Annotated in this window: 23 protein-coding genes and 3 pseudogenes; 9 read left to right on the top strand and 17 right to left on the bottom strand. The window is 72.9% G+C overall.

The window, feature by feature from the left end:
• Positions 1-6: 6 nt before the first annotated feature.
• Positions 7-177, bottom strand: a pseudogene (locus UW392_RS49850) (transposase); the annotation flags it as partial.
• A gap of 469 nt (positions 178-646) precedes the next feature.
• Here UW392_RS49850 and UW392_RS49845 point away from each other — a divergent pair.
• Positions 647-985: a hypothetical protein gene (locus UW392_RS49845; RefSeq protein ID WP_320782036.1), complete on the top strand. Its 339-nt coding sequence runs from the start codon at positions 647-649 to the stop codon at positions 983-985.
• 121 nt (positions 986-1,106) lie between these two features.
• Here the strand turns inward: UW392_RS49845 and UW392_RS49840 are convergent, their stop codons facing one another.
• The 7 genes and pseudogenes from UW392_RS49840 to UW392_RS49815 form a co-directional block, all read right to left on the bottom strand.
• Positions 1,107-1,292, bottom strand: a complete 186-nt coding sequence (locus UW392_RS49840) for a hypothetical protein (RefSeq protein ID WP_320782035.1) — start codon at positions 1,290-1,292, stop codon at positions 1,107-1,109.
• A gap of 115 nt (positions 1,293-1,407) precedes the next feature.
• Complete coding sequence (locus tag UW392_RS49835) at positions 1,408-2,151, bottom strand: SDR family oxidoreductase (RefSeq protein WP_320782034.1); 744 nt, start codon at positions 2,149-2,151, stop codon at positions 1,408-1,410.
• Positions 2,141-2,416, bottom strand: coding sequence for an O-methyltransferase (locus UW392_RS67175; protein ID WP_414497538.1), 276 nt, complete (start codon positions 2,414-2,416; stop codon positions 2,141-2,143). The genes UW392_RS49835 and UW392_RS67175 overlap by 11 nt, the downstream gene beginning before the upstream one ends.
• A 98-nt stretch (positions 2,417-2,514) precedes the next feature.
• Positions 2,515-3,471, bottom strand: a pseudogene (locus UW392_RS49830) (PQQ-binding-like beta-propeller repeat protein); the annotation flags it as partial.
• Positions 3,464-4,714 carry an MATE family efflux transporter gene (locus UW392_RS49825; protein WP_320782032.1) on the bottom strand — a complete coding sequence of 417 codons (1,251 nt, stop codon included), beginning with the start codon at positions 4,712-4,714 and terminating at the stop codon, positions 3,464-3,466. The pseudogene UW392_RS49830 and the gene UW392_RS49825, both read right to left, overlap by 8 nt.
• 1,422 nt (positions 4,715-6,136) lie before the next feature.
• Entirely contained in the window at positions 6,137-6,880 is a 744-nt protein-coding gene (locus UW392_RS49820; protein ID WP_320782031.1) for an arginase family protein, read from the bottom strand.
• A 51-nt stretch (positions 6,881-6,931) separates the two neighbouring features.
• Positions 6,932-8,425 (bottom strand): MFS transporter, encoded by a 1,494-nt coding sequence (locus tag UW392_RS49815; RefSeq protein ID WP_320782030.1) that lies wholly within the window; start codon positions 8,423-8,425, stop codon positions 6,932-6,934.
• 234 nt (positions 8,426-8,659) lie between these two features.
• Here UW392_RS49815 and UW392_RS49810 point away from each other — a divergent pair, with 234 nt between their 5' ends.
• Together UW392_RS49810 and UW392_RS49805 are read left to right on the top strand one after the other, a co-directional pair.
• Positions 8,660-10,150, top strand: coding sequence for an FAD-dependent oxidoreductase (locus UW392_RS49810; RefSeq protein WP_320782029.1), 1,491 nt, complete (start codon positions 8,660-8,662; stop codon positions 10,148-10,150).
• Between the two features lie 90 nt (positions 10,151-10,240).
• A complete protein-coding gene (locus UW392_RS49805; protein ID WP_320782028.1) occupies positions 10,241-10,609 on the top strand; it encodes a hypothetical protein in 369 nt (122 codons plus the stop codon).
• Positions 10,610-10,665: 56 nt separating this feature from the next.
• Here UW392_RS49805 and UW392_RS49800 read toward each other — a convergent pair.
• Positions 10,666-10,899, bottom strand: a pseudogene (locus tag UW392_RS49800) (winged helix-turn-helix transcriptional regulator); the annotation flags it as partial.
• Between the two features lie 141 nt (positions 10,900-11,040).
• Here UW392_RS49800 and UW392_RS49795 point away from each other — a divergent pair.
• Positions 11,041-11,976, top strand: coding sequence for an NADP-dependent oxidoreductase (locus UW392_RS49795; protein WP_320782040.1), 936 nt, complete (start codon positions 11,041-11,043; stop codon positions 11,974-11,976).
• A 67-nt stretch (positions 11,977-12,043) separates the two neighbouring features.
• Here UW392_RS49795 and UW392_RS49790 read toward each other — a convergent pair whose 3' ends face one another.
• From UW392_RS49790 to UW392_RS49770, 5 genes are read right to left on the bottom strand one after another with little or no spacing between them, the layout of a single operon-like run.
• Positions 12,044-13,054: a hypothetical protein gene (locus UW392_RS49790; protein WP_320782027.1), complete on the bottom strand. Its 1,011-nt coding sequence runs from the start codon at positions 13,052-13,054 to the stop codon at positions 12,044-12,046.
• A gap of 3 nt (positions 13,055-13,057) precedes the next feature.
• Positions 13,058-13,369 (bottom strand): MmoB/DmpM family protein, encoded by a 312-nt coding sequence (locus UW392_RS49785; protein ID WP_320782026.1) that lies wholly within the window; start codon positions 13,367-13,369, stop codon positions 13,058-13,060.
• A 10-nt stretch (positions 13,370-13,379) separates the two neighbouring features.
• The gene (locus UW392_RS49780; RefSeq protein ID WP_320782025.1) at positions 13,380-13,754 is read right to left on the bottom strand and encodes a Rieske 2Fe-2S domain-containing protein; all 375 of its coding nucleotides are present in this window, start codon (positions 13,752-13,754) and stop codon (positions 13,380-13,382) included.
• Complete coding sequence (locus UW392_RS49775) at positions 13,751-13,999, bottom strand: toluene-4-monooxygenase system B family protein (RefSeq protein ID WP_320782024.1); 249 nt, start codon at positions 13,997-13,999, stop codon at positions 13,751-13,753. Before UW392_RS49775 ends, UW392_RS49780 begins: the two co-directional genes overlap by 4 nt.
• Before the next feature lie 15 nt (positions 14,000-14,014).
• Positions 14,015-15,499 (bottom strand): toluene monooxygenase, encoded by a 1,485-nt coding sequence (locus tag UW392_RS49770; RefSeq protein ID WP_320782023.1) that lies wholly within the window; start codon positions 15,497-15,499, stop codon positions 14,015-14,017.
• 257 nt (positions 15,500-15,756) lie between these two features.
• Here UW392_RS49770 and UW392_RS49765 point away from each other — a divergent pair, with 257 nt between their 5' ends.
• The 5 genes from UW392_RS49765 to UW392_RS49745 all read left to right on the top strand — a co-directional run bounded on the left by UW392_RS49765 (position 15,757) and on the right by UW392_RS49745 (position 19,265).
• Positions 15,757-16,206: a spore-associated protein gene (locus UW392_RS49765; RefSeq protein ID WP_320782022.1), complete on the top strand. Its 450-nt coding sequence runs from the start codon at positions 15,757-15,759 to the stop codon at positions 16,204-16,206.
• A gap of 265 nt (positions 16,207-16,471) precedes the next feature.
• Positions 16,472-17,320, top strand: coding sequence for an NmrA/HSCARG family protein (locus UW392_RS49760; protein WP_320782021.1), 849 nt, complete (start codon positions 16,472-16,474; stop codon positions 17,318-17,320).
• 66 nt (positions 17,321-17,386) lie between these two features.
• Entirely contained in the window at positions 17,387-18,607 is a 1,221-nt protein-coding gene (locus UW392_RS49755) for a serine hydrolase domain-containing protein (protein WP_320782020.1), read from the top strand.
• Positions 18,608-18,675: 68 nt separating this feature from the next.
• Positions 18,676-19,026, top strand: a complete 351-nt coding sequence (locus UW392_RS49750; protein WP_320782019.1) for an STAS domain-containing protein — start codon at positions 18,676-18,678, stop codon at positions 19,024-19,026.
• Positions 19,027-19,085: 59 nt separating this feature from the next.
• Positions 19,086-19,265, top strand: coding sequence for a hypothetical protein (locus UW392_RS49745; protein ID WP_320782018.1), 180 nt, complete (start codon positions 19,086-19,088; stop codon positions 19,263-19,265).
• A gap of 38 nt (positions 19,266-19,303) precedes the next feature.
• Here the strand turns inward: UW392_RS49745 and UW392_RS49740 are convergent, their stop codons facing one another.
• Genes UW392_RS49740 through lanKC form a run of 3 tightly spaced genes read right to left on the bottom strand, consistent with a single transcriptional unit; the run spans position 19,304 to position 23,682 of the window.
• Positions 19,304-20,512 (bottom strand): MFS transporter, encoded by a 1,209-nt coding sequence (locus UW392_RS49740; protein ID WP_320782017.1) that lies wholly within the window; start codon positions 20,510-20,512, stop codon positions 19,304-19,306.
• A complete protein-coding gene (locus tag UW392_RS49735; protein WP_320782016.1) occupies positions 20,505-21,047 on the bottom strand; it encodes a flavoprotein in 543 nt (180 codons plus the stop codon). The genes UW392_RS49740 and UW392_RS49735 overlap by 8 nt, the downstream gene beginning before the upstream one ends.
• Positions 21,040-23,682 carry a class III lanthionine synthetase LanKC gene (gene lanKC / locus UW392_RS49730; protein ID WP_320782015.1) on the bottom strand — a complete coding sequence of 881 codons (2,643 nt, stop codon included), beginning with the start codon at positions 23,680-23,682 and terminating at the stop codon, positions 21,040-21,042. The genes UW392_RS49735 and lanKC overlap by 8 nt, the downstream gene beginning before the upstream one ends.
• Positions 23,683-24,052 lie beyond the last annotated feature (370 nt).

Raw genomic sequence — 24,052 nt, 5'->3', positions numbered from 1 at the left:
CGCTGGACGGAGGAGCGGGAAACCGGCCCGGCCGTAGGTCTGGCGCTTGAGCAGTTTGATCCTGTGGTTGACGCCCTCGGTGCGTCCGTTGTGCCAGGGCAGGGTGAGGGCAGCGTCGACGGCGGCCCGGTCGCGTTCTAGGCCGGTGGCGAAGGAGTGCAGGAAAGACAGGTCGGCCGGGGGTGAGGAGTGCGGCGAAGTCTGCGCCGCTCGCCGACACGCTGGAGCAGTCCGAGGTCCGGCTCTCGAAGCCTTCCTTCGTGTCTACCGCCCCGGCGTTCGAGGCGTGTGGACGGAGTGCAAGCCACGCGAGACGGCCGAGGGCATTGTGGGTGCGGTGACGGGTTCGGCGGCAGTGTCCTGAACGCTCCCGACTGGGCCGGTACGGCGACGACGGCCGTCTGCGCTGCGCCGGTGGGGCGCGTCGGGCGAGTTCGGTATCAGGCTGGAGCAGTGCTCTTCTCCGCAGTTGCGCCGGAACCCTGACCTCCGCACCACCCATGCTCCACGCTGAGTCCGTGGAAGCTCTCGGTCTTCTTCTCGCCTTCGTGGCAACTGTGTACACCGTCGTTGCGTACCACCGCCCGCCGTGCGGGCAGCGAGGACACCCCACTCCCCTCGTCGCCGCGACTCTGTCCTGCGGCCGGTGCAGTACGCGCTGCTCATCGCCGGCATCGCCACTGGTGCAGCTACCGTGCACACCCTCCGTGTACACGGTGGGAACTGGAGCAAGGTGCGCCACATCTACTTCGACCCTGATGCGTTGCGTATCGTCCCTGTTCCTTGCGTGCGCGCTCGGAATCTGGCTCTACCGCAGGTGACGGGAGCTTACGGCGCACGGCGGTGCGGTGCACGCGCCCTTGATTCGGCGCGATCACCGGCCCGCCCCAGGACGCTGAGCATGATCTTCGCGTCGTCAGCCGGAGGGTTCTCGATGGCCGTGCTGACGCACACGCAGTACTCCGAGCACTTCGGCAACTGGTAGGTCGGCGGCTGCCCGTCCTGCCGGTACACGTCCGGGCCGGACTCGCGCACACCGCACGGGGCGGGCCCGGCCGGTGTGGCCGGGTCCGCCCCGTGCGGTGTTCGGATGTCGCGGTGTGGGGCTAGTCCAGTTCCATGTCCCCGAAACCGAAGATGGTGTTCCAGCCGTGGCTGACGATGTCGCCGCCGGTCTGCGCGGACTCGCCGATGGCTGCGGTGTTGCCGTCGTCGGCGACGGCCGCGCCGGTGCCGGCGACGGTGGCGGCGGCCGCCAGGACGGCGGCGGCCAGAGCGGTGCGGATACGCATGGTGCACTCCCTGTGGAGGTGGATGGACCACCTCATTTCACACGGGCGGTGAGTGGATCGGGGGCGAGGCGCGGGACCGCATACGGGTGATCGTTCAGGGGAATCGTGGTGCGTGTCAGATGAGTGAGCCGGCCGAGCCGCCGTCCAGGCGGCCGAGGTCTCGCAGGTGGCGGATGGTCCGGAAGCAGGACGCGTAGTCGATGAGTTCCTCGATCACCAGGTCCGGGTTGGACCGCTTGAGGTACTTGCGGGTGACGTCCTCCTCGTCGGCGCCCAGTTTCACGGCGATCGCCCGGAGGTCGGCCCGTTTGCGCTCGTCGTCCAGCGGTCCCAAGAACAGGGTGGACACCGCTGCCCGGCGTTCCCGGCAGGTTTCGGCCAGGCCGGCGGTCAGCAGCCGGAGTGCGGCCTTGCTCGCCGCGTAGGGCGCGGACTGGCGGTCCGCGTGGTACATCGCCTCGGAATTCACCACGACGACGGAGCAGAACCGTTCCGGTGGCTGCCGGTCCAGGATCTCCAGGGTGAGGTGGTAGGGGGCCAGGGCGTTGACCCGGAGCATTTCCTCGGTGTCCGCGAATCCGAGCCGGGGCCGCTGGTGGAAGTCGGCGTAGTACACGGCGCTGTGCACCACGAGGTCCCATCCGTCGCCCGCCGCTGCGGCGACCTCCGGACAGGTCTCGGGGCGCGACAGGTCGGCGGAGCGGTAGTCGAACGGCACCGGCCTCTCGACGGCCGCGGCGGGACGCCGCCCCGCTCCCGTCACCGACCAGCCCTCGGCGGCGAGCCGGCGGGCCGTGTCGAGCCCCAGGCCGTGGCTGGCCCCGGTGACCAGGGCGCGTCCGGTGCCGTCAGCGGTCATCGGGGTGCTTCTTCCGCCTCACCAACAGGCCCGCTTCCGTCGCCACGAACGCGGAGAACAGCTGGGGGCTCCGGCCTACCGCTCCGGCGTACGCACGGACGGCTCGTGTCTCCCGCTGCGGATCGGCGTCTGGGTCGCTCTCCGCGCCGAAGTCGCCGTGTGCGAAGGCGTCGTCGGCGATGAGCAGGCCGCCGGGCTGGAGCAGCGGGAAGCCCAGTCTGAGGTAGGACGGGTAGGACTTCTTGTCGCCGTCGACGAAGAGCATGCCGACGCTCTCCCGTTCCATCTCCGCCAATGGCCGGCGGCGTTGCCGCGTTCGCCGGTGGCGGCGAAGCCGCCGTCGGGCAGGGCGGTGAGCGAGGTGCAGGAGCGGGGGGCGCCCTGCGGGGCGGTCCACAGCGGGGTGCGGGTGCGGATGTCGACGCCGGTGGTGACGTCGAGCTGGGTGCCGATCGCCAGTACGCCGCCGGAGACGGCCGGGCTGCCGGTGTTCTTGGCGTCCAGGGCGAGTTCACCGCGTACGGCGCCGGTGCGGGCGTCGAGGAAGAGGCAGTGGCCGTCCACCGGGCAGACGGCGATCTCGCCGGTGGCGTGCAGGGCGGCGGGGGTGGCGCGGACCGAGGCGCCGGCCTCGGCCCGCCACAGTTCGGTGCCGTCGGGCGCCAGGCACAGGACGTGCTCGGCGCAGGCGACGACCGCGGTGCCCTCCGCGGTGCCGACCGGCCCGGCGTACGGGTCGCGGTAGGAGGCCGAGCCGCCGTGTGCGGCGTGCCAGGGCTGGGGAAGGGTCCGTTCGAAGACGACGGCGCCGGTGCGGACGTCCAGGCCGGTGCAGCGGCTGTGGAAGGCGCTGACCAGCAGGACGCCGGAGCCGGGCAGCAGGGTGGGGGTGGCGAAGACGGGGGTGGCCGGTTTCACCGACCAGACCAGGCCGCCGCGCAGGTCGAAGCAGGCGATCAGGCCGCTGGTGGCGGCGACCACCACGTGCCGGCCGGCGGGGGCGAGTACCGGGGAGGCGTAGACGGCGCTGTCCATGCGGCGCTCCCAGTAGACCTTCGACAGGTCGCGGGAGTACAGGCGGACCTGGCCGTCGTCGCTCGCGACCACCGGGCCCACGCCCGCGATCAGTGCCGGTGTGGCGCTGACGGAGACCGGGACGGTGCGGTCCAGTGTGCGGTTGTGGTAGGTCAGCGTGCGGTGGCCGGCCACGACCGGTTCGTGGTCCCAGCGGCGGGCGGTGGCGGCGGCCGCGGGCAGGACGTTCTTGACCGGGTCGTGGCGGAAGGCGGCGGGGGCGGGGCCGGGTGTGGGGTCAGACATGGGCGACCTCGCGGGGGGCTGCCCAGTGGTCCCGGCGCAGGGCGCGGTGGAAGACGTACGCCAGGACCGCCGTGGACACCCCGTTGCAGGCGATGGCGAGGAACGGGGAGTCGAGGACGAAGACCGCGTACCAGGCCAGCGGGATGGTCAGGAGGTAGGTGGTGAGGGTGGAGGCGCCGAAGAGCAGGCCGCCGCGCTGGTGGACCGTCAGCATCTCGCCGTGGACGGCGGAGAGGACGTAGACGGGCAGGGGCAGCAGGAAGGCCAGCAGCAGGTCGCGGGCGAGGTCCTGGTCCATTCCCGCGCTCGCGAAGACGCCGACGGTCCCCGGGGCGCAGAGCAGCAGGACCGCGGCCGCGACGGCGGTGGGGACCGCCGTGCAGGCCAGCAGCCGGCGGGCGATGGCGGGCAGCGCGGTGTCCCGGGCGCCGACGGCGTAGCCGTAGAAGGCGAAGGCGCCGGACGCACAGGCCTGCGGGACGCGGCAGAACAGGGTGTAGATCTTCGTGGCCACGCCGGCGGCGGCGACCGCCTGGATGCCGAGAGTGCCGATGAACAGGCTGGGCACGATGGCGCCCGCGTAGTCGTTGAGGTGGCGGGCGCCCACGCCGGGGGCGGCGCGCAGCATCGAGCGGAACTCGGCGAGTATCCCGCCGCTCTCGGGCCGGGCCGTCAGGGGCACGTTCCGCTGCCGGTTCTGCCGCAGGAAGTAGCCGAGGCCGGCGCCGGCCATCAGGATCTGCGCGCCGACGGTGGCGGCCGAGACCGCGCCGGCCGGCGAGGCGAACAGCGCGGCCGCACCGGTGTACAGGAAGACCCAGTTGAGCAGGACGTTGACGCCGAGGCCCGCGCCGAGGATCAGGAACGAGGCGTTCTTCATGCCGCAGATCTTCAGGGTTTCGCCGATGACGACGTACGCGAGGACGGCGGCGGTGCTCCAGGCGCGGATCTGTACGTAGTCACCGACCAGCGGTACCAGTTCGGGCTGCTGTCCGGTGAGGCGGAGGAACGGCTCCACGCCCGCGCCCACCAGCAGGCCGAGCACCTCGCACAGGGCGAGCAGCGGCAGCAGTGCCCAGGCCGGCGTCGGCAGCCGGCGGGCGCGGGCGTTCTCGCCCTCGGCGACGGCCAGCCGGGCGGTGAAGATGTCCACGACGCCGGTGAAGAAGGCGAACACGCCGGAGACGATGAGTTCGCCCTGTCCGACGGCGGCCACGTGCAGCAGCCCCTTGGGGGTCACCATCAGCAGGTCGACGGCTCCGAAGCCGACGCTGACGCAGCTGATCAGCAGGACGACCCAGGCGAAGCCGGCGAAGTTGCGGGTGGTCAGTTCCGTGTGCGTCGTCACCGGCCGGACTCTCCCTGGGCGTCGGGGGCGGGACGCTGCGGGCGCTCCCGCAGCCGGGCCAGGGCGTCCTCGAAGTAGGGCCGGAGCCGTGTCCCACGGAGCGGGCGAGGCGCAGGCCGTTCTCCAGGAGCGGTGCGCTGTCCGGGGCCAGCCGGGCGAGTGTCTCGTAGTGGCCCAGGGCCTGTTCGGCCTGGGCTTTCTTCTCCCGCATTCGGGCGGCTTGGAGGAGGTGGTGGCCGTAGTAGGGGGCGCCGAGGGCGACGGCCTTCTCGTACAGGCGGGCGGCCGCCTCGGGCCTGCCGAACCGTGCCATCACGTCGCCGAGTTCGCCGTAGCTGGGTGACCAGTGGGGGTCGAGGGCGATCAGCGCGCGGCCGGCCTCGACGGCCCGGTCGAGGTCGCGGGTGACGTACATGTGCTCCTTGACGGAGGATTCGTAGTACGTCTTGAGCAGGTGGAGTTCGCAGGCGCGGGGGCTGCGGGTGTACGTGTCGTCGGCGAAGTCGCGGGCGTTCTCCATGTAGCGGCGGGTGGTGGCCGCGTCGCCCTCGGCGGCGGGGAGCATGGCCAGCGCGCGGTACCGGGAGGAGACGCCGCCGGAGGGCATGTCCGGGTGGTCGCGGACGAGTTCCAGGCCGGTGTCGAGGAACCAGCGGTAGGCGGTCTCCGGCAGTTCCCGGTGCTTGAGGTACCGGACGACGGCCTGGGCGCAGGCGTCCAGGGAGCGGTGCGGGACGAGCCGCCCGGTCTCCATGGCCTGCCGCGTCCGGGCGAAGGCGTGGGGCGAGCCGGCGCCGTCGTCGCGGCGGTTGGCCACCACGAAGTCCAGCATCGCGGTCTCGAAGATCTCCTCGAGTGTGCGGGCGCGCGTCCGCGCGTCGGCGAGCACCAGGCGCGCGGCGTCGAAGCGGGAGACGCTGATCAGTGCGGCGGCCAGGTTGACCAGGGTCACCGCGGGGAGGTCGGCGCGGCCCTCGACGTGTTCGGCGAGCGCGGTCATCGAGGGGGTGGGGCGGTGGGTCAGGTCGGCGGCCGCCTCCGGGCTGACACCTTCGAGGAGTGCCACCTCGGTGAGGGTGTCGGGCTCGAAGACCTGGGCGAAGACGTAGCCGAAGCGGTCGGGCCGGTACTCCTGGTACTGCTCGACGCAGGCTCGGGAGAACAGGTCGGCGCCTTCGGGGCGGGGGGTGTACTCCAGGCCGAGAAGGGTTTCCTGGAAGGTGTTCCGCAGGGGCGGACGGCTCGCGGGGGCGTCTTCCGGCCCCTCCGGTCCCCGGCTCCCCGACGGGTGCGCGGTCTCGTTCGCGGTCCGGTCTGTCAGCGGGCCTGGCACGTCTCGCTCCTCTTGTCGGGCTTCTCTCCGGCCTGCCGGGAGATCCAGCTCAGTACGTGCGGGAAGACCGCCGTGGCGCGCCCCGCGTCGGAGAGGGTGCCCTCGGACCGGTCGGACCGGTCGGCGGCGAACTCCACGAGGTCGAAGCCGACCAGCCGGTTGCCGTCCAGCACGAGGTCGATCAGCCGCAGCAGTGTAGGGGTGCTCAGTCCGATCTCCGCCGGGTAGCCGGTGGAGGACATCTCGGCCCGCTGCAGTACGTCGATGTCGAGGCTGAGGTAGATGTCCTGGCCCTGGCCGATCGCGGCGCGGAACAGGGCGGGGTCGTGCAACTCGGGGTCGGTCGGGCAGAGCTGACGGCCGGTCGCGTCGAGGAAGGTCCGCATGGCGTCGAGGCTCCCCGCCTCGACCGTGGCGAACGGGGAGACGCCGACCTGGACGAAACGGCCCGGCCCGACCAGGTCGGACACGTGCGACATCACGTTGGTGTCGAAGACCGGCTCGCGCTCCGCCCGGGGGTCGCCGGGGGCGCCCTCCCAGATCCGGAGGTCGAGGTGGTGGTCGAACTGGACCACCAGGAAAGATTCCGTCCGGCGTTCGGCGAGGGCCCGGACCACGGGCAGGGTGATCTGTCCCCGGAGCAGACGGCCCGGCTGGACCTGGCGGGTGCCGAACCGGTCCGTTACCCGTACACCTTCCTCACGGCGGAACACCAGCGGCTGGTCCATGGGGAGCGTTCCGCGCCGACTCTCCCGTAGGCGCGGTTCCGCCGGGCGGTGTCAGGAGGCGGGGCGGGTGGGGTGTTCCGTCGCCGGTGGGCGGTCGCGGGCCGCCTCCAGCGGTGGGGACGCCACCCCGCAGTGCACCCGGCACTCGGGGGCGCCCAGCGCCTCGCGCGGAACCGGGGTGCGTACCGCCGCCCAGGCGATCACCGCGCCCGCGACCAGCAGGCCCGCGCAGATCAGCATCGCCGACCTGAACGTCTCGTCGAACTCCTCCGGCACCCGGTACGCCTCCGGCCCCATGCCGGTCAGCAGCGGGAGGGCCGCCACGGCAAGCAGTCCCGCGGCGCGGGCGGCCGCGTTGTTGATGCCGCTGGCGAGCCCGGCCCGGCCGGTCTCCACCGACGCCAGCACCGTGGCGGTGAGCGGTGCGACCAGGGTGACCATGCCGAGGCCCAGCACGACGAGGGCGGGCAGCACGTCCCGTACGTACCCGGCGCCCTCCCCCACCCGCAGCATGAGCGCCATCCCCGCCGCGCACAGCAGGGGGCCGACGGTGAGCGGGAGGCGCGGCCCGATCCGCTGGGCCAGCGCGCCCGAACGGCCGGAGAGCAGCAGCATCAGCACGGTGGTCGGCAGCAGTGCCGCACCGGCGCCCAGCGCGGAGTACCCGACGACCACCTGGAGTTGCAGGGCGCAGAGGAAGAAGAACCCGCCGAACGCCGCGTACACGCAGAGCGTCACCAGGTTGACGGCGGTGAACAGCCGGGACCGGAAGACGGACGGGGGGAGCAGCGGATCCGCCCGGCGCCGTTCGAGCATGATGAAGACGGCGCCGACGAGGACACCGGCGGCCCCGGAGAGGGGGTCGGCGTCGATGAGCGCGTAGGTGACGAGGGCGAGGACAGTCGCGCCGAGGACCGCGCCGGGCACGTCGAAGCGGCCGTGCTGCCGCGGGTCGCGCGACTCGGGGACGTGCCGGAGCGCCACCGGGACGCACACCGCGGCCACCGGGACGTTGAGCAGGAACACCCAGCGCCAGCCGGGCCCGTCGACCAGCCAGCCGCCCAGGAACGGGCCGATCGCCGCACCCACCCCGCCCAGGCCGGACCAGAGGCCGACGGCCTTGGAGCGGTCGTCCGGGTGGAAGGACGCCTGGATCAGCGCCAGGGACCCCGGGGTGAGCAGCGCGCCCCCGATGCCTTGAAGGACCCGGGCGACGATCAGTACCCCGGGGTTCGGGGCGAGCCCGCAGAGCAGGGAGGCGAGCGCGAACCACACCACGCCGACGACGAACACCCGCCGCCGTCCGTACCGGTCGCCGAGGGCCCCGCCGAGCAGGATGAGACCGGCGAGGGTGAGCAGGTAGCCGTTGACGGTCCACTGGAGCGCGGCGAGGTCGGCGCCGAAGTCACGCCCGATGCGGGGCAGGGCGACGTTGACGACGGTGGAGTCGAGCATCGCCATGGCCGAACCGAGCACGGTGGCCAGCAGGACCCACCGTCCCACGGCCGTTCCCGTCCGCACGCCGCCCGCGGTGCCGCCGCTCATGCCAGGATCATCTCCTCCCCGGGCCCGGACGGCCAGCCCTGCGGTACAGGGGCGGACCGCGACTGGCAGGTCGAGCCGTGTGCGCAGCCCCCGGTCCGCCTGCCCTGCCCGGACCGGACCGGTCCTTGCGTCGCTCGGAGCGGCTCGGTGGCGGTCGGCCCGGATCGCGTGGAGGGTGTGAGGAAGGGGTGGGCCGGGCGGTCCGCCGACGGCCGCCGTGACGAAGGGAGCGCCGTGAGCGGGTCCAGTGCTGACGTGGCGGTGGTGGGCAACGGGGTACTGGGGCTCTCGGTGGCGTTGGAGGTGGCCCGGCGCGCGCCCGAGCTGCGCGTCGTGGTGATCGGTCCGCCCGGACGGGAGGCGGCGGCCGGCGCCGCGGCCGGGGCGATGCTCAACTGCTTCGGAGAGGTCACCCACCGCACCGGCCGTCACCCGGCGACGCGAGCGAAGTTCGCGCTCGCCCGCGACGCGCTGGACGCGTGGCCGGCGTGGCTGGACCGGCTCGCCGACGATGCCGGGCCGCAGGAGGGAGAGGCGGCGTCGCGCTCTCACGTCCCGGGCACGTTCGTGCTGCTCGGCGCCGGGTCCGGGACCATCGCCACCGCCAACTTCACCGCCTTGCGCCAAGCCCTGCTGGAGCACGGCGAACCACATGACCTGGTCGGGCCCGACGATGTGCCCGGTCTGGTGCCCGCCCCGCGGGCCCGCCCGTTCGAGGTCGTGCACCTGCGCCGTGAGGGCTGCGTCGACGCACGCGCGGTCCTGGCCGCCCTGGCCGCCGCCGTGCACCGGCTCGGGGTTCGCACCGTACCGGGCACCGTCCGTGAAGTGCTGGTCTCCGCCGGCGCGGTGCGGGGCGTGCGGTTCGCCGACGGCGGCGCCCTGACCGCCGGAGCCGTCGTGCTGGCCGCCGGCAGCCGCAGTGGCGAACTGGCCGGTGCCGCGCTGCCGCCCGGGGCGGTGCCGCCGGTCCTGCACGGTGCCGGTTCCGCGCTGCTGACCCGCCGGACCCGGCCCGGCGGCGCCGGACAGGTGATCCGTACCCCCAACCGGGCGGCGGGCTGCGGTGTGCATCTCGTTCCCCTGCCGGGCACCGGCCGGCAGTACGTGGGTGCCACCAACTTCATCACCTGTCACCGCCCGGACGGACCGCCCGTCGGCTCCGCCGAGACGCTGATCCACGCGGTCCGGGAAGAGATCGATCAGTCCGTGGCCGCCAGCCGGCTCACCGGCTGGCTGTGGGGCACTCGTCCCATCACCCTGGACGGTCTGCCGCTGATCGGCCCCTGCCCGGTGGAGGGTCTGCTGATCGCCACCGGCACCTACCGCGACGGCTTCCACTGCTCACCCGTCATCGCCCGTCAGCTGGCCGCCCGCCTCCTCGACCCCGCCGCCGTCCCCGACGAACACCTGGCGTGGTTCGCTCCGCACCGGGCGCCCATCCAGACGACGACGGTGGAACACTCGGTGGAGGAGACCGTCGCCCACGCCGTCGAGAGCGCCCGGGAACACGGCCTCGCCCTGCCGTTCTTCCTGGACGAGGAACCCGTGGCCGCGTACGTACGGCACCACGCGCGGCGGCTGCACGAGCGGCTGGGCCACTCCCTCGCCCTGCCACCCGAGATCATGTGGCTCGCCTTCATCCTCGCCGCCCGCGGTGACGGGCCCGATCCCGCCGGACCACTCGCCGACTACCTTCGCGCGGCCCGCGCCCACCACGGCTGACGGCCCCCGCGGCCGCCCCGCGCCGGGCAGAGGGAGGACCGGGATCCCGGTTCTTCGGAGCCTTCCGGGTCCCACGTCCGGTTCTCTGGTGTGGCGGCTGCCCTGCTCGACGCACCTCTCGCGCCCCTCGCTCCCTCCTCCGTACCGAACGACGAGACCGCTCAGGGGACACCGGGCGGCCTCGTCGCCGAGGTCCAGGGGTCGCTCGAGGCCGACCCGGCCCATGTCCGTCTCACGGTCGACGAGTTGCCGGCCGAGCGACTGCTCGTCACGGACGGTCCGCACCTTCGCGCGACGGATGCGGGGCGCGCACTGCTCGACACCGTCGGCGCGGAGACCGCCCCGTTCACCGCACGCATCCGGGGCGGGACACCCGCCGAGGACCTGACCGCCGTCGGCCGCGTCCTCGCGCTGGTCACCGAGCGGGCCGACGCGATACTCGCCGCACTGACCGCCTGACAGCTCTCGGCGGCCGAGGCACCAGAGCCTCCTGGGCGCCCCGGAGAACATCCGCCTCAGCTGTCGTGGGACACCGCGTCCAACGGTTCGGCGTGCGCGTCGAGTGCGTCGAGCACGGCGTCGCCGTGGGTCATCGCCCACTCGGTCAGCATGTGGATCGGGTCGATCAGCGTCGCCCCGAGCGGGGTCAGTTCGTACTCGACACGGGGCGGTGCCTCGGCGTAGGCGTGGCGGGTGACGAGTCCGTGTGCCTGGAGCCTGCGAAGGGTCTGGGTGAGCACCTTGCGGGAGAAAGGCACTACCCGGACGACCGAAACCGCTCATGGCGCCCAAGGTACCCGCTGGTTCCTGTCGCGTTCGTAGCGTGGTTCTCGACTTCCCCCGGAGAACGCGGCAGGAGAATCATGCGAGTCACGCAGGCCGAGCGCGTCATGCGCGTCATCACCCAAGAGACGTTCGGCGGTCCCGAGGTGCTCACCGTCGTGGAGGCGCCCGCGCCCGAGCCCCTCCCCACGGAGGTCCTCGTCCGGGTCGAGGCGATCGGGCTGAACCCGCTGGAGGCGCTGCTGCGCGCCGGTGAGTTCCCCCCGCTGCTCGGCCCGCCGCCGTTCGTTCTCGGCTGGGACATCAGCGGCGTGGTCGAGGAGGGGTCGCTGACGTACCGGTTCAGGCCCGGCGACGAGGTGTTCGGGATGCCGCTGTTCCCGCGGGCGGGGAACGCCTACGCGGAGGTCGTGGCGGCGCCGGCGCTGCACCTGGCCCGCAAGCCCGCGGCGCTCTCGCACGTCGAGGCGGCGGCGCTGCCGGTCGTCGGGCTCACCGCGTGGCAGGGGCTCGTCGACCTCGCCGGCGTGAGTGAGGGCGACCGCGTCCTGGTCCACGGCGGTGGCGGCGGGGTCGGCCATGTCGCGGTCCAGATCGCGAAGGCGCTCGGCGCGCACGTCGTCGCGACCGCCGGGCGGAGCAAGCGGGAGTTCGTCGAAGGGCTCGGCGCCGACGAGGTGATCGACTACACGGCGGCCGACTTCACCACGGCCGTCCGCGGCATCGACGTCGTGCTCGACACGATCGGCGGCGACACGGCCGAGCGGTCACTCCACGTGCTCCGTCCGGGTGGTCACCTGGTGACGGCGGTCGCCGAGGAGAGCGCGGGGCTCGTCGCCGAGTACGGGGCGGCCGGGATGCGTTTCAGCCGCATCGCGGTCGATCCCGATCCGGTCGCCCTGCGCGGTCTCGTCGACCTCGTCGAACGGGACAGGCTCCGGGTCCACGTGCAGGAGACGTTCCCGTTCGAGCGCGTCGCCGACGCGCACCGGCTGCTCGACGGCGGTCACCTCCGGGGCAAGCTCGTCCTCACCGTCCGGTGATGTCGTGGTGAGGTGCTCTCCGCCGGCCGCCGGCCCTCGCGGGCGCCGAGGGCCGGCGGCCGGCGGCTCACAGGGAGGCTCCGACGAGGAACTCGTCGTGGACCGCGCGGACGTGCGCGGTGACGTCGGCAACGGCGATCGGGCGGGGCGCGGTGGCGAACAGCGGGGCGAGTCCGTCGACGGCCTCCTCGGCGCGCGGCCGCCACTTCGTCACCCAGCCGTCGAGTACCTCGGCGACGTCCGGATTCCGCTCGATCGCGTAGCCGGTGAGTGCCTGGGTCCAGTCCCGGCTGCGGCGGGCGTCGCGGCCGAACTCGGCGCACAGCTCGGCCAGGAAGGGGTCCCCGTTGGCGTCGGCCAGCCGCCCGAGTTCCTCGTCCACGAGGGTGTCCACCGCGGGTTTGACCGCGAGGCCGAGTCCGGCGAAGGACTCTCCCCAGTCGTAGGCGATCAGGAGGTGTTCGAGGGTCCGCCGCAGCGGCTGCCAGGCGGGGCCGTCCTCCCAGGCCCGGCGCGCGGTGTCGGTCAGGGCCAGGTCGTCGCCGTGGGCGTCGGCCAGCACCCTGGTCCAGTAGGCGATCCGCTGGATGCGGCGCACCTCGTCGGCGGCCTGGAAGTGCGCGCAGTTGGTGATGTACGACGAGGGGGCCATCTGCCCGACGTACAGCGCGACCATCTGGAGTACGTGCAGCGGGAAGCGCAGGGGGATGAACAGGGTGCGTAACGTGTCCACCCATCCGGGGTCCAGCGTCGCCGCCGTCGCGTTCTCCTCGTGCCGGTCGACCAGGGCGTCCAGATAGATCTCGCGGTCGTGCTGGAGCGCGACGTAGTCACGGTAGGTCAGCTTGGCGGGGTCACGGAAACCCTCCCAGTCGTCCACCTGGAGGGGCGATCCTTCGCGGTGTTCGAGGTACCAGGCGTTCAACGACCATTCGGGGTCCATCTCGAACGGGACCGGGTCGCGCCGGAAGTGGTAGTGGAACCGGCCGGTGACCACCTCGTACGGCGTCGGCCTGCGCCGGACGTCGCCGAACATGCTCCAGGTCCGCCGCCGTTCCCTGCCCGATGCGCTCGTCACGGCTCAGTCCCGCCTCTCCAGGTACCAGACCCACTGCTCGTCGGTCTGCTCGATGCGCCCGGCGAACGCCGCCAGCGCGGGCTCCAGCGCGCTCAGCCGGAACGTCCGGCCCAGTTCCTCCTCCAGGGTGTCGCGCGTCAGCACACAACGCCGGGGGACACTGATCCGTACGTATCCGCCCTGGTCGTCGACGACCACCTCGGCGTCGGGGTTGTCCCGCTCGATCGTCGCGGCGACCGCCTCGGCGAGGTCGCCGTCGATGCCGCGGATGATCGGTCCTACCAGCTTGTCGGTGCCGGGGCCGGGTGCGGTCATCGTCTCGTCCTCACGTCTCTCGGCAGCGGTTGACGTGACTCGCGCCGTCCTGCGGTACGCCGATCCGCACGGCGCCGTCGCCGTCGGGGGCCCTGACCGGGTACCGGTAGAGCCGGCATCCGGACGGGTTGACTCCCGCGCCGGACCCCAGGTCGAACGCCCAGCCGTGTCCGGAGCAGGTCAGCGTGGCCTTCTCCTCGTCCCACGCGCCGTCGGCGAGCGGGAACTCCTGGTGGGGGCAGGCCCCTTGGTACGCGGCGAAGGTTCCGTCGAGGTGGTGGACGACGAGTACGTCCTCACCGGCGACCTCGGCCTCGACGAGGTCGCCCTCCCACAGCCCTTCGGCCTCCGGTACGTCGAACCACCGCACCGGGGCCCCGCTCATGGCGCGTACCCCACTTCCACCACGTCCAGCGGCTTCATGCCCAGGGTCACCACGGTGGCGTCGTCGGGCAGCGTCCTCCCGTCGTGGCGGACCCGCAGCGGCCGGTCCCGGGCCGCCACCCGGCGGCCGACCACGTGGTGGGCCACCTTGCCGGCGACCACGGTCATCGGGTCCGCGTCGTCGACCGGCACCAGCAGTACCACGAGGTCCCCGTCGAACAGGGCCTGCAGGGGGAACAGTGCCATCGCCGGGCCCTCCCTTCACCGTGTCCAGGCGTAGTCGGTGGCGTCCTGGCCGCTCTCCTCGGGGGACACGCCCATGTAGGCCAGCGCGCCTTCCACCGTCGGAGGCTGGATCTCCCCTCCGAGCAGCCGGTCGACGATGCCGGTGTGCCCCTGGAACCGCCGCGGGGACTGTTCGAAGACCCACTGGCAGGGCTCGGAGCAGAAGACGTACCGGCGGCCGTGCCGGTCGAGGATTTTCGGCAGGGGGCTCGCGAGCCTGCCCGCCCGGTGTCCGGCGGGTGCCACCACCGGAATGTGGCACAGGTTGCAGATCACGGGGAACGTCTCGGGCAGGGTGGCCTCCGTGCGGCCCGCCCTGAGGTTGTCGGCGATGACGTCCCAGTGCCGGCCGAACGCGTCGTTCCAGCCCGGGTAGTGCCGCTCCAGCCACTCCCGCTCCTCGGGGGCGACGCCCGCGTCGGGGTTCCACCACACGGTGGGACGCCAGTACCAGACGCCGAGTTGGAGGGCGTGGTGGTACCAGTCGAGTTCGGGCAGCAGGTGCTCGTCCCAGTACCAGGGCTTCTCCAGGCCGAAGTCGCGGAACTGGTCCAGGAACTGCTTGCAGATCCACTCCTGCATGAACTCCTTGAACGAGCGGCCGCGGTGTTCCAGCGGTGTGTAGTAGTCCATCGACAGGCCGGTCAGCAGCGCGAAGAGCCGCCACGACCGCCAGACCATGTGGTCCACCAGCCGCTGCGCGACGTCCCCCCGGCCGTGTTCCACGAGGAGCTTGACGGTCGGTTCGCCCTGCTGGGCGTGGCGGGCCTCGTCGGTCTGGATCGAGGAGATCAGCGCCCCGAAGTCCATGTCCCCGACCTTCATCGCGTCCGCGGCCATCCCGAGGAACTGCAGGTTGGTGAAGCCGGTCTCGAAGGTGAAGGTCAGCTGGACGGCCGTGGAGACCGCGTCGTTGGCCGTAAACATGTCGTCGAAGAGGCTGCGGGCGGCGATCGCGGCCCAGTTGTTGGTGTGGAGGGCCTTGTGCGCCCAGTCCGCGCGGGGCTCCTTGGCGAGGAGACCGTACGGGAAGTAGGTCTGGATCTGGCCGTGGCGGATCTCGTCGAGGGTGCCGAAGGTCGCCATGTTCCGCCACGCCGCCGCGCGTCCGAAGCGGCCCATCCGGGACTCCGCGATGCTGGCCAGGTACTCGGGGACCGCGATCACGCCGTAGTGCGCGAGGATCGCCGACTTCCACCCCGGGTCCAGCTGCTCGTACATCTTCGACCGTCCGACGACGGCGTTGACCGCGTAGACGCCGGCGTCCTTGCCGTACTGGTTGTGCACGTACTCCGGGTACGTGACCTTGTACGGCTCGTCCCACGCCCACCAGGCCTCGACCGGCAGCCCGAACCCGTCGGAGAGCTCGGCCGGCCAGACCTCCTCCTCCTTGACGTAGGACAGGGACCAGTTCATGTCACGGGTCAGGTCGTACCACTCGGAACGGGCAAGACGTGGCATCGCCGTCTCCCTTCGTTCGCTGACCTTCGCGATCGGCGACGTCTCTCCATAGCTAGCACCGCGGCGGTGCCCGCGCCACAGTCACGCCGGTTCGCGCGGCGACCGACTTCGGCCGGTGGTCGGGCCGGTATCGATCGAACATCTGCCTCGCACTACACGATTTCGCCGTAAAGACGCATCCGGAGCACAACCATTCTTCTCTTCCTGTCGTCACATCAGACAGGAGCAAACAGCTCCTACGACCGCAAGGGGGAAATATGCGCATCTCGCGCTCCGTTCTGTCCGTCACCGCCGTGACGGCCCTGGCCCTGGGTACCGCGACGGCGCTCGCCGCACCGGCGTCCGCCGCTCCCGGGACCACGCCCGAGAAGGTCTGCGGCAGTGGCTACAAGACCGTCAACTCGGCCGCTGTCGGCTCGCGCGGCACCGTCTACCTCACCTACAACGCCGCCACCGGCAAGAACTGCGTGGCGACCATCCGCAGCACCCCGGGTACCGCGACGGACATGTCCGCGTGGATCTACGTACCGGACACCGAGGCGTACGACGAGGACTACGGGCAGTACACCTCCTACGCCGGGCCCACCTACGTCTACGGCAAGGCCCACTGCGTGGACTGGGGTGGCGGCATCGGCAACGTCAACGTCCAGATCACCGGCTCCAACTGCGCCGCCATGAAGGAGCACCGGGTCACCACGACCGGCTGATCCACCGTCTTTGACGGCCACCGCCCGCCGCCGGTCGCAGCCGCGGGACCGGCGGGGGGCGGGCTCGCGGTGCTCACGGGAGCAATGTTCCGGATGTTCCGGACAAGCCCTGTCCGACTTGACCGGGCGTGCACAGTGCGAGCCCATCGGTGTCCTGCTTGTGGCGGTGGGCCGTGGCGCGGGGGGGCGGGGGTCTTCTCGGGACACATGATGGGGGGGCGGGCCGTGTGACGGCCCTCCCGTCAGGTGGAAGTGGAGGAACACAGTGGTGGACGATCCGATTCTCGTGCTCGCGGCGACCGGTGGGCAGGGCGGCGCCGTGACGGAGGCGCTGCTGGGCCGTGGCGCGGCGGTACGGGCCATGGTCCGCGACCCGGAGCGCCGCGGGGCACGCGCGCTGGCCGAGCGGGGTGTCGAGGTGGTGCCGGGTTCGCTGAGCGACGGCGACTCGCTCGCGGCGGCCATGCGCGGGGTGCGGAGCGTCTTCGCCTTCACCACGCCTTTCGAGGCCGGTGTGGAGGCCGAGGTCGGCCAGGGCCGGGCGATCCTCGCGGCGGCGGCCCGGCAGCGCGTGCCCCATCTCGTGTTCAGCTCGGTGGCGGGCGCGGACCAGGACAGCGGGGTGCCGCACTTCGAGAGCAAGGCCCGCGTCGAGGCGGAGCTGGCGGCCGGGGACGTCCCGTACACGATCCTGGGGCCGACGTACTTCTACGACAACGCGCTGGGCGGCGCCGACCGCGTCCTCGGCGGTGTGCTCGATCTCCCGCTGCCCGCCGGGCGGCCGCTCCAGCAGCTCGCGAGGCGTGACCTCGGGGCGTTCGCGGCGAAGGTGCTGCTCGACCCGGCCGGGTACGTCCAGCGGCGCATCGAGCTGGCCGGTGACGACCCCACGCCCGAGGGGATGGCCGCCTCGCTCGGCGCGGCGCTGGGCCGCACCGTCCGGCACGAGGAGGTGCCGGTGGCGGCGATCGGCAACCCCGACATGCACGCGATGTGGACGTTCCTGAACGGCCCCGGCTACCGCGTCGACCTCCCCGCGCTGCACGCCGAGCACCCGGACATCCCCTGGACCTCCTTCGCCGGCTGGGCGCGGGAGACCTGGGCGTCCGGGTGACCCGACTCCGTGCTCCGGGCGGCGGTCCCGTGGCGCCGTCCGGGCGGGCCCCGCACAGTGGGAGACATGTCTGTCGAACGAACCTCGCTCATGCGTGGGGCCGCTGCGGTCGCCGTCACCTGTGCCGTGCTCGCGGGCGCGCCGGCGGCACCGGCCGTACCGGCCGACGGGAGCGGGGCCGGTACGCCGCTCACCCGGACGGACCTGCGGCGGGAACTGGAGAGGACGCTGCGGGAGGCCGGATACATCGGCATGTCCGTGGAGGTCCGCGACGGCCGGCGCCGGACCTGGGCGAGCGCCGGGGAGGCCAGGCTGGGCGGCGGCCGTCCGGTGGCCCGCGGCGAACGGTTCCGCGCCGCCAGTGTCACGAAGACGTTCACCGCGACGGTCGTACTGCAACTGGTCGCCGAGGGACGGCTGTCGCTGGACGACACCGTCGACCACCTGCTGCCCGGCGTGGTCAGCGGCAACGGCAACGACGGCAGCCGCATCACGCTGAGGAACCTCCTCCAGCACACCAGCGGCCTCTACAACTACGGCCCCACCGGTGACACGGCCGCGGACTTCGAGCGGACCAGGTACGACCATCTGGACGCCGAGGAGAGCGTCGCCCGCGCGGTGGCACACCGGCCCGACTTCCCGCCCGCCTCCGCCGACGACCCGGAGCCGGACTGGAACTACTCCAACCCCAACTATCTCGTCGCCGGGATGGTCGTCGAGAAGGTCACCGGACGGTCCTGGGCCGAGGAGGTCCGTGACCGGATCGTCCGGCCGCTGGGGCTGCGAGACACCTACGAGCCGGGGGACGACCCGCGTATCCATGGTCCGCACGCCCGTACGTACCAGCGCTTCCCCGGTTCCGCGGAGTGGACCGACACGACCGAGCGCAACATGTCCATGGCGAGCGCCGCCGGGTCGCTGATCAGCGGAGAGCGGGACCTGGACAGGTTCTTCACGGCGCTGTTCGACGGGCGGCTGCTGCCGCCGGCGCAGCTCGCGGAGATGCGCCGCACGGTCCCGGCCAGTGCCGAGATCCGGCAGGCGTTCCCCGCCCTCGACTACGGGCTGGGACTGATGCGGCAGCCGCTGGCCTGCGGCGGCCACCGGTGGGGACACGGCGGTGACCTGGAGGGTGCCACGGTCCGTACGGGGTTCACCGAGGACGGGCGGCGCTCCGTCGTCATCACGGCCACCGGCAAAAGGTCCGGCGACGAGCACCTGCTCCGCGCCGAACGCGCCGTCCAGCGGCTCACCGATCTCGCGTTGTGCGGCCGTCCGAGGAGCTGACGCAGGAACTCGGCCGAGGGGTACCCCGCCCGTTCCGTCGTCCGGCACCGGATGGCAAGATCAGTCCCATGGGACGGGACGAACACACGCCGCTCGTGACCGTGCGGGAGGAGAACGGGCGGTTCCTGATAACGGCGACCGGCGAGATGGACCTCACCGAGGACGATCTCTTCGCAGCCGCGTGGGCCGAGGCGCACGAGCGGGCGCTGCCGGTCACCGTCGTCGATCTGTCCGGCGTCTCCTTCGCGGACAGCGCACTGCTCAACAGCCTCCTCGACGCGCGGAAACACCACGCGGCCACCGGGCGGACACTGGTCCTGGCCGGACCGCTGCGGCCCGCCGTCACCAGGCTCCTGGAGCTGACCGGAACGCTCGGTCACTTCACGGTGACCACGTCGCTCGCCGAAGCCCTGCGCTGACCCTGGTCATCGCCGGGCCCGCCGAGGAACGCGCCCGCTACGCCCACGCCACGGCCACCGTGATCGTTCCCGACCTGGACGAGGCGCGCGCGGCGCCGGCCGAGGAGGGTGCCGGGATCACCACGGAGGAGGCGACCAGCGCGACCGGCCGTTTCCTCTACGCCTGTCACCGGGGCGGGGTGGAGGCCGAGTACGTCGAGTGGACGCCACAGGTGCGGTGTCAGGTGCTCGGCGCGTAGCTGTCACCCGGTCCCGTGGGCGCCGGCCCGTGGCCGGGTCAGTTCACCAGCGTGCGGGTGCCGGTGCGGAAGACCGGTGTCGCCGTCAGGGCGAGGGCGGCGGCGAGCAGCGCGGCGAAGACGCCCGTGGTCGCCGCGAGGCGGGTGTGTTCCGTGAGGAAGCCCGCGGTCAGCGCGGCGAAGGGGTACATGCTCGCGCCGACCAGGAAGAGCGAACTCTGCACCCGGCCCATCAGTTCGTCCGGAACGCGGGCGTACAGAAGGGTGTTGACGGGGACCGTCACCAGCGGCGTGAGGAGTGCGACTCCGGCCATGCACACCGCGAGTGTGAGTGGTCCCGGCAGCAGGACGGTGGTGGCGGCCAGCGCGGTCATCGCGGCGGTGACGGTGCGGACCCGGGCGGCGACGGGAACGTCCCGGCCGCCCTTGGCCAGCAGTGCCCCGGTCAGTCCGCAGGCCGCGGCGACGGCGGAGGCCAGGCCGAGGCGGTGGGCGCCGCCGGGTCCGAGGGTGACCACGAGCGCGAAGGAGAGACCGGCGGTGGCGAAGTTGACCAGCGCCGCCCACAGCATGAGCAGGAGCAGCCCGGTGGCGCCGGCCAGGTAGCGCACCCCTTCGGCGACCGTCGCCGCCAGGGACGTCCTCGTGGCCGCGGTGCCGCCGCCGAGCGGGGTGCGCACCGACGCCAGCAGCGCGAGCGAGACGAGGAACGACACCGCGTCCAGCAGGAACGCCAGCGCCGGCTGCCAGGCGAACACCGCGCTGCCCAGCAGCGGACCGGCCAGCAGGACGGCGTAGGTCTGTGCCTGGATGAGGGCCACCGCCGCGGACCTCTCCGCGCGGGGGACGACGTGCGGAGTGGCCGCGAGCGCCGCGGCGTTGGCGGCGGCGCTCAGCGGTCCCTCCAGCAGGGCGGCGACGATCAGCACGGCGAGCGGTGCGCCGAGCGCGCCGACGGCCGCCGCGGTGACCAGCAGCATGGCGGCGGCCCGGCCGGCGTCCGCCGCGATCATCACCAGGCGCCGGGGGCAGCGGTCGGCGAGCGCACCGGCCGGCAGTTGGGCGACGGTGAACGCCACCAGCCGCACCGTGCCGACCAGGCCCGCCTGGGTCGCCGATCCGGTGAGGTGGAGGACGAGCAGCGGCAGGGCGAACATGGTGAGCTGGTCGCCGAGTCCGGACAGTCCGTAGCCGTACCAGAGGAGGCGGAACGGGCGGTGCCGCAAGGGGCGCGCGGGGTCAGTCATGCCGGATCCACTCGGTGACGGTCTTCGTCACGGTCTCTGGCGGTGGCAGCGACGGGGCCGTGGTCACCCGTCGCTGCCACAGTTCGAAGGTGTCGCGGTCGACCGGGTCGACGACGGCGTGCCCGTCCCCGCGGAGGGTCGTCACGTGGCGGCGGGTGGTCGCCCGGTCCCACATGGCGGCGTTCATGCTGGGGAAGAACAGCGCGGGCCGGTCCGCCGCGAGCAGCGCGGTCTGCGCCGGGCCGCCGGCCAGGCCCAGGGCGGCCGAGGCGAGGGTGTGCGCGGTGGCGGGCAGTACGACCAGGGCCCGGGAACGGCGGGCGAACTCGGTGGGGTTGAGGTCCGGCGTGTCGGAGCGGTACAGCTCCTCGGCGCAGAAGGCCAGCGCTTCGGCCCGGACGAACCGTTCCGCGCTGTGGGTGAGCAGCACGCGCAGGGGCAGGTCGGTGGCCTGGCGCAGGGGTATCAGGTACGCCGACACCAGTTGCGCGGCGCTCGATCCGCAGACGATCACGCTCAGGGCGTCGTCACGCACAGCGGGCCTCCTCCCCGGTCTCCGGTGCCTCGGTCGCCGTCGGTGCCGGCCGTGCCGCCGGGCGGGCCGGGAGCAGCGTGTCCAGCGTGTAGTTGAAGTCGCCGCCGCCCCGGTGCACCCGGTCCAGGGTGAGGGCGATGCCCGCGCTGCCGGTGGCGAAGTCGGTGCTGTAGCGCAGCAGGGTGTGGCCGGGGAACGCGGTGCCCTCCGGCTGGGGTGTGCTCAGCGCGGCGACGTCGCGGGCCAGCCGGGCGGCGAGCCGGCGGAGTCCGGGGGCGTCGCCGAGGTCGGCGTGGTCGAGGGCGAGGTTGATCTGTCCGCAGGCGCCGAGGAACAGGCCGGGGAAGACCGAGGTCCCGCCGATCAGTTGCCGCGTCATCCGGTCGAGCACGTGGCGCAGTTTCTCGTCGTCGACGACCGCGCAGTAGCGGGCCAGGGCGGTGCCGATGCCGGCGGCGCCGCGCTCCCAGTAGGGGTAGAAGACGTTGCCGCCGGCGCGGGTGGGGAAGCCGGTGACGCCGTCGATCTCGGTGGCGTGCGCGAGGTCGTGGGCGAGGGCCCGGCGGCCCAGGCGCAGGAAGCCGGGGTCCCCGGTGGCCAGGTGCAGGTACAGCAGGAACAGGGCGACGCCGGCCGATCCGTGGCCGTAGCCCAGGGCGCGCGGCTGCCGTCCCGGGGTTCCCGCCGGGGGCCAGTGCAGTCCGGCGCCGTCGTCGCGGGCGTCGGCCGCGAGCCGTGCGCCGATCCGCGCGGCCTCTTCGGTGAACCGGTCGTCGCCGGTGGCGCGGGCGGCGGCGAGGCAGGCCAGGCCGATGCCGGCCGTGCCGGTGAGGACGTGCGCGGGCAGGTCGGTGCGGGTCGCGAGGGTGACGGCCCGGTCCACGATGTCGGCGCCCCTGGCCGTCTGCCCCGTCTCGCAGAGCGTCCAGCCGACGCCGGCCAGACCGGAGTACAGGCCCGGTGGTACGCCGTCCAGGCCGGTGTCGTCCATCCACCGGCGGGCCTCGTCGGGGACGCGGCCGGTGATGCGGTGCAGGGCGCGGACGACGCCCGCCGCGCCGTGCGCGACGGACCAGGGGTTGGTGGCGTACACCGCGCTGTCCGCGGGGAACAGCCGGTCCTGGCGGTCGGGTGTCATCACCGCCTCGGTGAAGCGCATGGCGTCCCGGGCGAGCGCCCCGAGGTCCGGCACGTCCGGTTCGTCCGGCAGGTCGGGTGCGGCGGGCAGTTCCAGACGGGCGAGGAGCGAGGTCACGGGCCGGTCCAGCCGGGCGGCGGTGTGCCGGAGGGAACGGGCGAAGGCCACGGGACTGACGGCGCGCAGGGTCGTGCGCGGGACGATCAGGGCCGCCTCGACCGCGGCGGTGCCGAACGCGTCGTAGGCCCGTCCGTCGGCGGCGGCCGGTGAGCCGGGCGGCGGGGCGAAGCCGACGGTGCGCGGGGAGAGGTCCTGGCGGTCGTCGAGGCCGCGTACGGACTCGAAGTCGATCAGCCAGACGCGGAAGGTGTCCGGGCAGACCAGGACGTTGGTCATCGACAGGTCGCCGTAGACGAGTCCGCGCGCGTGGCAGGCGGCGATCGCCTTCCTGGTCCCGGCGACCACCCGGTCCACGACCGTGTTGTAGCGGGCGGCGGTGTCCTTGCCGGGGACGTTGCGCATCAGCGGGTGGTGGCGGGTGACGAGCTGGATGAGGGGCACGGCGTCCGGGAGGTACTCCTCGGCCAGGAAGAGGTGCTCCCACTCGGTGAACAGCTCGATGGGGCGCGGGGTGACCCCGCTGTCGCTCATGGTGCGCAGCGCGGCGTACTCGCGGCGCAGCCGCTCCTGCGCGTCCGAGCCGTCGTCGGCGTAGGCGGTGTGCGGCCTGGCCTCCTTCAGGACCACGGGGCTGCCGTCGGAGATCCGCTCGGCGAGGTAGGTGCCGCCCGTGCCGTTGAACTGGAGGACCTTGCGCACCCGGTAGCCGTGCAGGTCCCGGGAGACCGGCGCGGCCTCGTCCTCGCCGTCGAGGAGCGGGGGGACCCAGGGCGGACGGCGGTACACGGGGGTGCGGTCGTCCGTCCAGCACCGGCCGTCCGGGCCGGTGAGGGTGGACTCGGTGGTGCCGTCCGGCAGCGTCGTGCCCTCGGCGGTGAACTGGCCGTAGCGGTAGGACAGGCAGGAGGAGTCGCGGTAGCGGCGGTCGGTGAGGACGTAGGGGCCGTAGAGTCCGGCGGTCTCGGTGTGGAGCTCCCCGAGCAGGTGCCGGGCGTGGTCGGCGTCCTGGGCGTAGACGGTGACGCACTTGCCGATCTGGCCGGGGGTCCACCAGCGGGTGGAGGAGAGCCGGACCAGCTTCGTCGAGCGCAGGGCCTTGGCGGTGAAGGGCGTACGGGCGTGGACGCGGGCGACCGCCCGGAGTGTCTCCGCGGCCCGGTGCGGCACCGCCGAGATGTGGATCTTCCACCCGTGCGGCGGCAGCGGGGCCGCGTCCGAGGGCCGCAGCCTGGCCCAGATGCCGTCGGTGACGACCCGGCCGCCGGTGCTGTCGCGGAGCACCGCCGTGAGGTCGTCGCCGTTGTCGGCCGCGGCGAGCGGCTCGAAGAACCTGGGATCGGCGACGACCGCCGCCTGGTACTCGTCGAACTTGCGCATGGGTAACCCCCGTTACTCGTCCTCTTGGGCTGGGCCGGCACGGGGGTCGTGCGGGGCCGCAGCGGCCCCGCACGACCCCCGTGAGGTGGGTCAGCAGCCGATGCTGGCGTTGCTGGTGACCGGGCAGGTCGCGGCCACGACAGAGAAGAGACCCTGCTCCGGGTCCTCTTCCAGGGCCAGGTCCACGAGCGCGAGAACGCTGTTCATGAGTGTTGCCTTTCTTCAGCTGCGGCCACGCGGGGTCCGTGCGGCCGGCGCACCGTCGGCGCGCCAGACCATGCTGTGCCGCGGGGCCGGGCGGTGGCGTCGGTAACGGCTGCCCATGTGTGCCGGGGTGGTTGCCCATGTGTGCCGGGGCCTACGCACGGTG

The sequence above is a fragment of the Streptomyces sp. CRN 30 genome (assembly GCF_034105845.1).
The sequence above is the reverse complement of the archived record's forward strand: the minus strand, read 5'-3'. Positions and strand labels throughout refer to the sequence as shown.

Excerpts from the sequence above, each read along its gene's own strand:
- UW392_RS49840 (WP_320782035.1), bottom strand. The coding sequence starts at position 1,292 with ATGCGTATCCGCACCGCTCTGGCCGCCGCCGTCCTGGCGGCCGCCGCC.
- UW392_RS49835 (WP_320782034.1), bottom strand. The coding sequence starts at position 2,151 with ATGACCGCTGACGGCACCGGACGCGCCCTGGTCACCGGGGCCAGCCAC.
- UW392_RS67175 (WP_414497538.1), bottom strand. The coding sequence starts at position 2,416 with ATGCTCTTCGTCGACGGCGACAAGAAGTCCTACCCGTCCTACCTCAGA.
- UW392_RS49825 (WP_320782032.1), bottom strand. The coding sequence starts at position 4,714 with ATGGTGACCCCCAAGGGGCTGCTGCACGTGGCCGCCGTCGGACAGGGC.
- UW392_RS49820 (WP_320782031.1), bottom strand. The coding sequence starts at position 6,880 with ATGGACCAGCCGCTGGTGTTCCGCCGTGAGGAAGGTGTACGGGTAACG.
- UW392_RS49815 (WP_320782030.1), bottom strand. The coding sequence starts at position 8,425 with ATGAGCGGCGGCACCGCGGGCGGCGTGCGGACGGGAACGGCCGTGGGA.
- UW392_RS49795 (WP_320782040.1), top strand. The coding sequence starts at position 11,041 with ATGCGCGTCATCACCCAAGAGACGTTCGGCGGTCCCGAGGTGCTCACC.
- UW392_RS49785 (WP_320782026.1), bottom strand. The coding sequence starts at position 13,369 with ATGACCGCACCCGGCCCCGGCACCGACAAGCTGGTAGGACCGATCATC.
- UW392_RS49780 (WP_320782025.1), bottom strand. The coding sequence starts at position 13,754 with ATGAGCGGGGCCCCGGTGCGGTGGTTCGACGTACCGGAGGCCGAAGGG.
- UW392_RS49775 (WP_320782024.1), bottom strand. The coding sequence starts at position 13,999 with ATGGCACTGTTCCCCCTGCAGGCCCTGTTCGACGGGGACCTCGTGGTA.
- UW392_RS49770 (WP_320782023.1), bottom strand. The coding sequence starts at position 15,499 with ATGCCACGTCTTGCCCGTTCCGAGTGGTACGACCTGACCCGTGACATG.
- UW392_RS49765 (WP_320782022.1), top strand. The coding sequence starts at position 15,757 with ATGCGCATCTCGCGCTCCGTTCTGTCCGTCACCGCCGTGACGGCCCTG.
- UW392_RS49755 (WP_320782020.1), top strand. The coding sequence starts at position 17,387 with ATGTCTGTCGAACGAACCTCGCTCATGCGTGGGGCCGCTGCGGTCGCC.
- UW392_RS49750 (WP_320782019.1), top strand. The coding sequence starts at position 18,676 with ATGGGACGGGACGAACACACGCCGCTCGTGACCGTGCGGGAGGAGAAC.
- UW392_RS49740 (WP_320782017.1), bottom strand. The coding sequence starts at position 20,512 with ATGACTGACCCCGCGCGCCCCTTGCGGCACCGCCCGTTCCGCCTCCTC.
- lanKC (WP_320782015.1), bottom strand. The coding sequence starts at position 23,682 with ATGCGCAAGTTCGACGAGTACCAGGCGGCGGTCGTCGCCGATCCCAGG.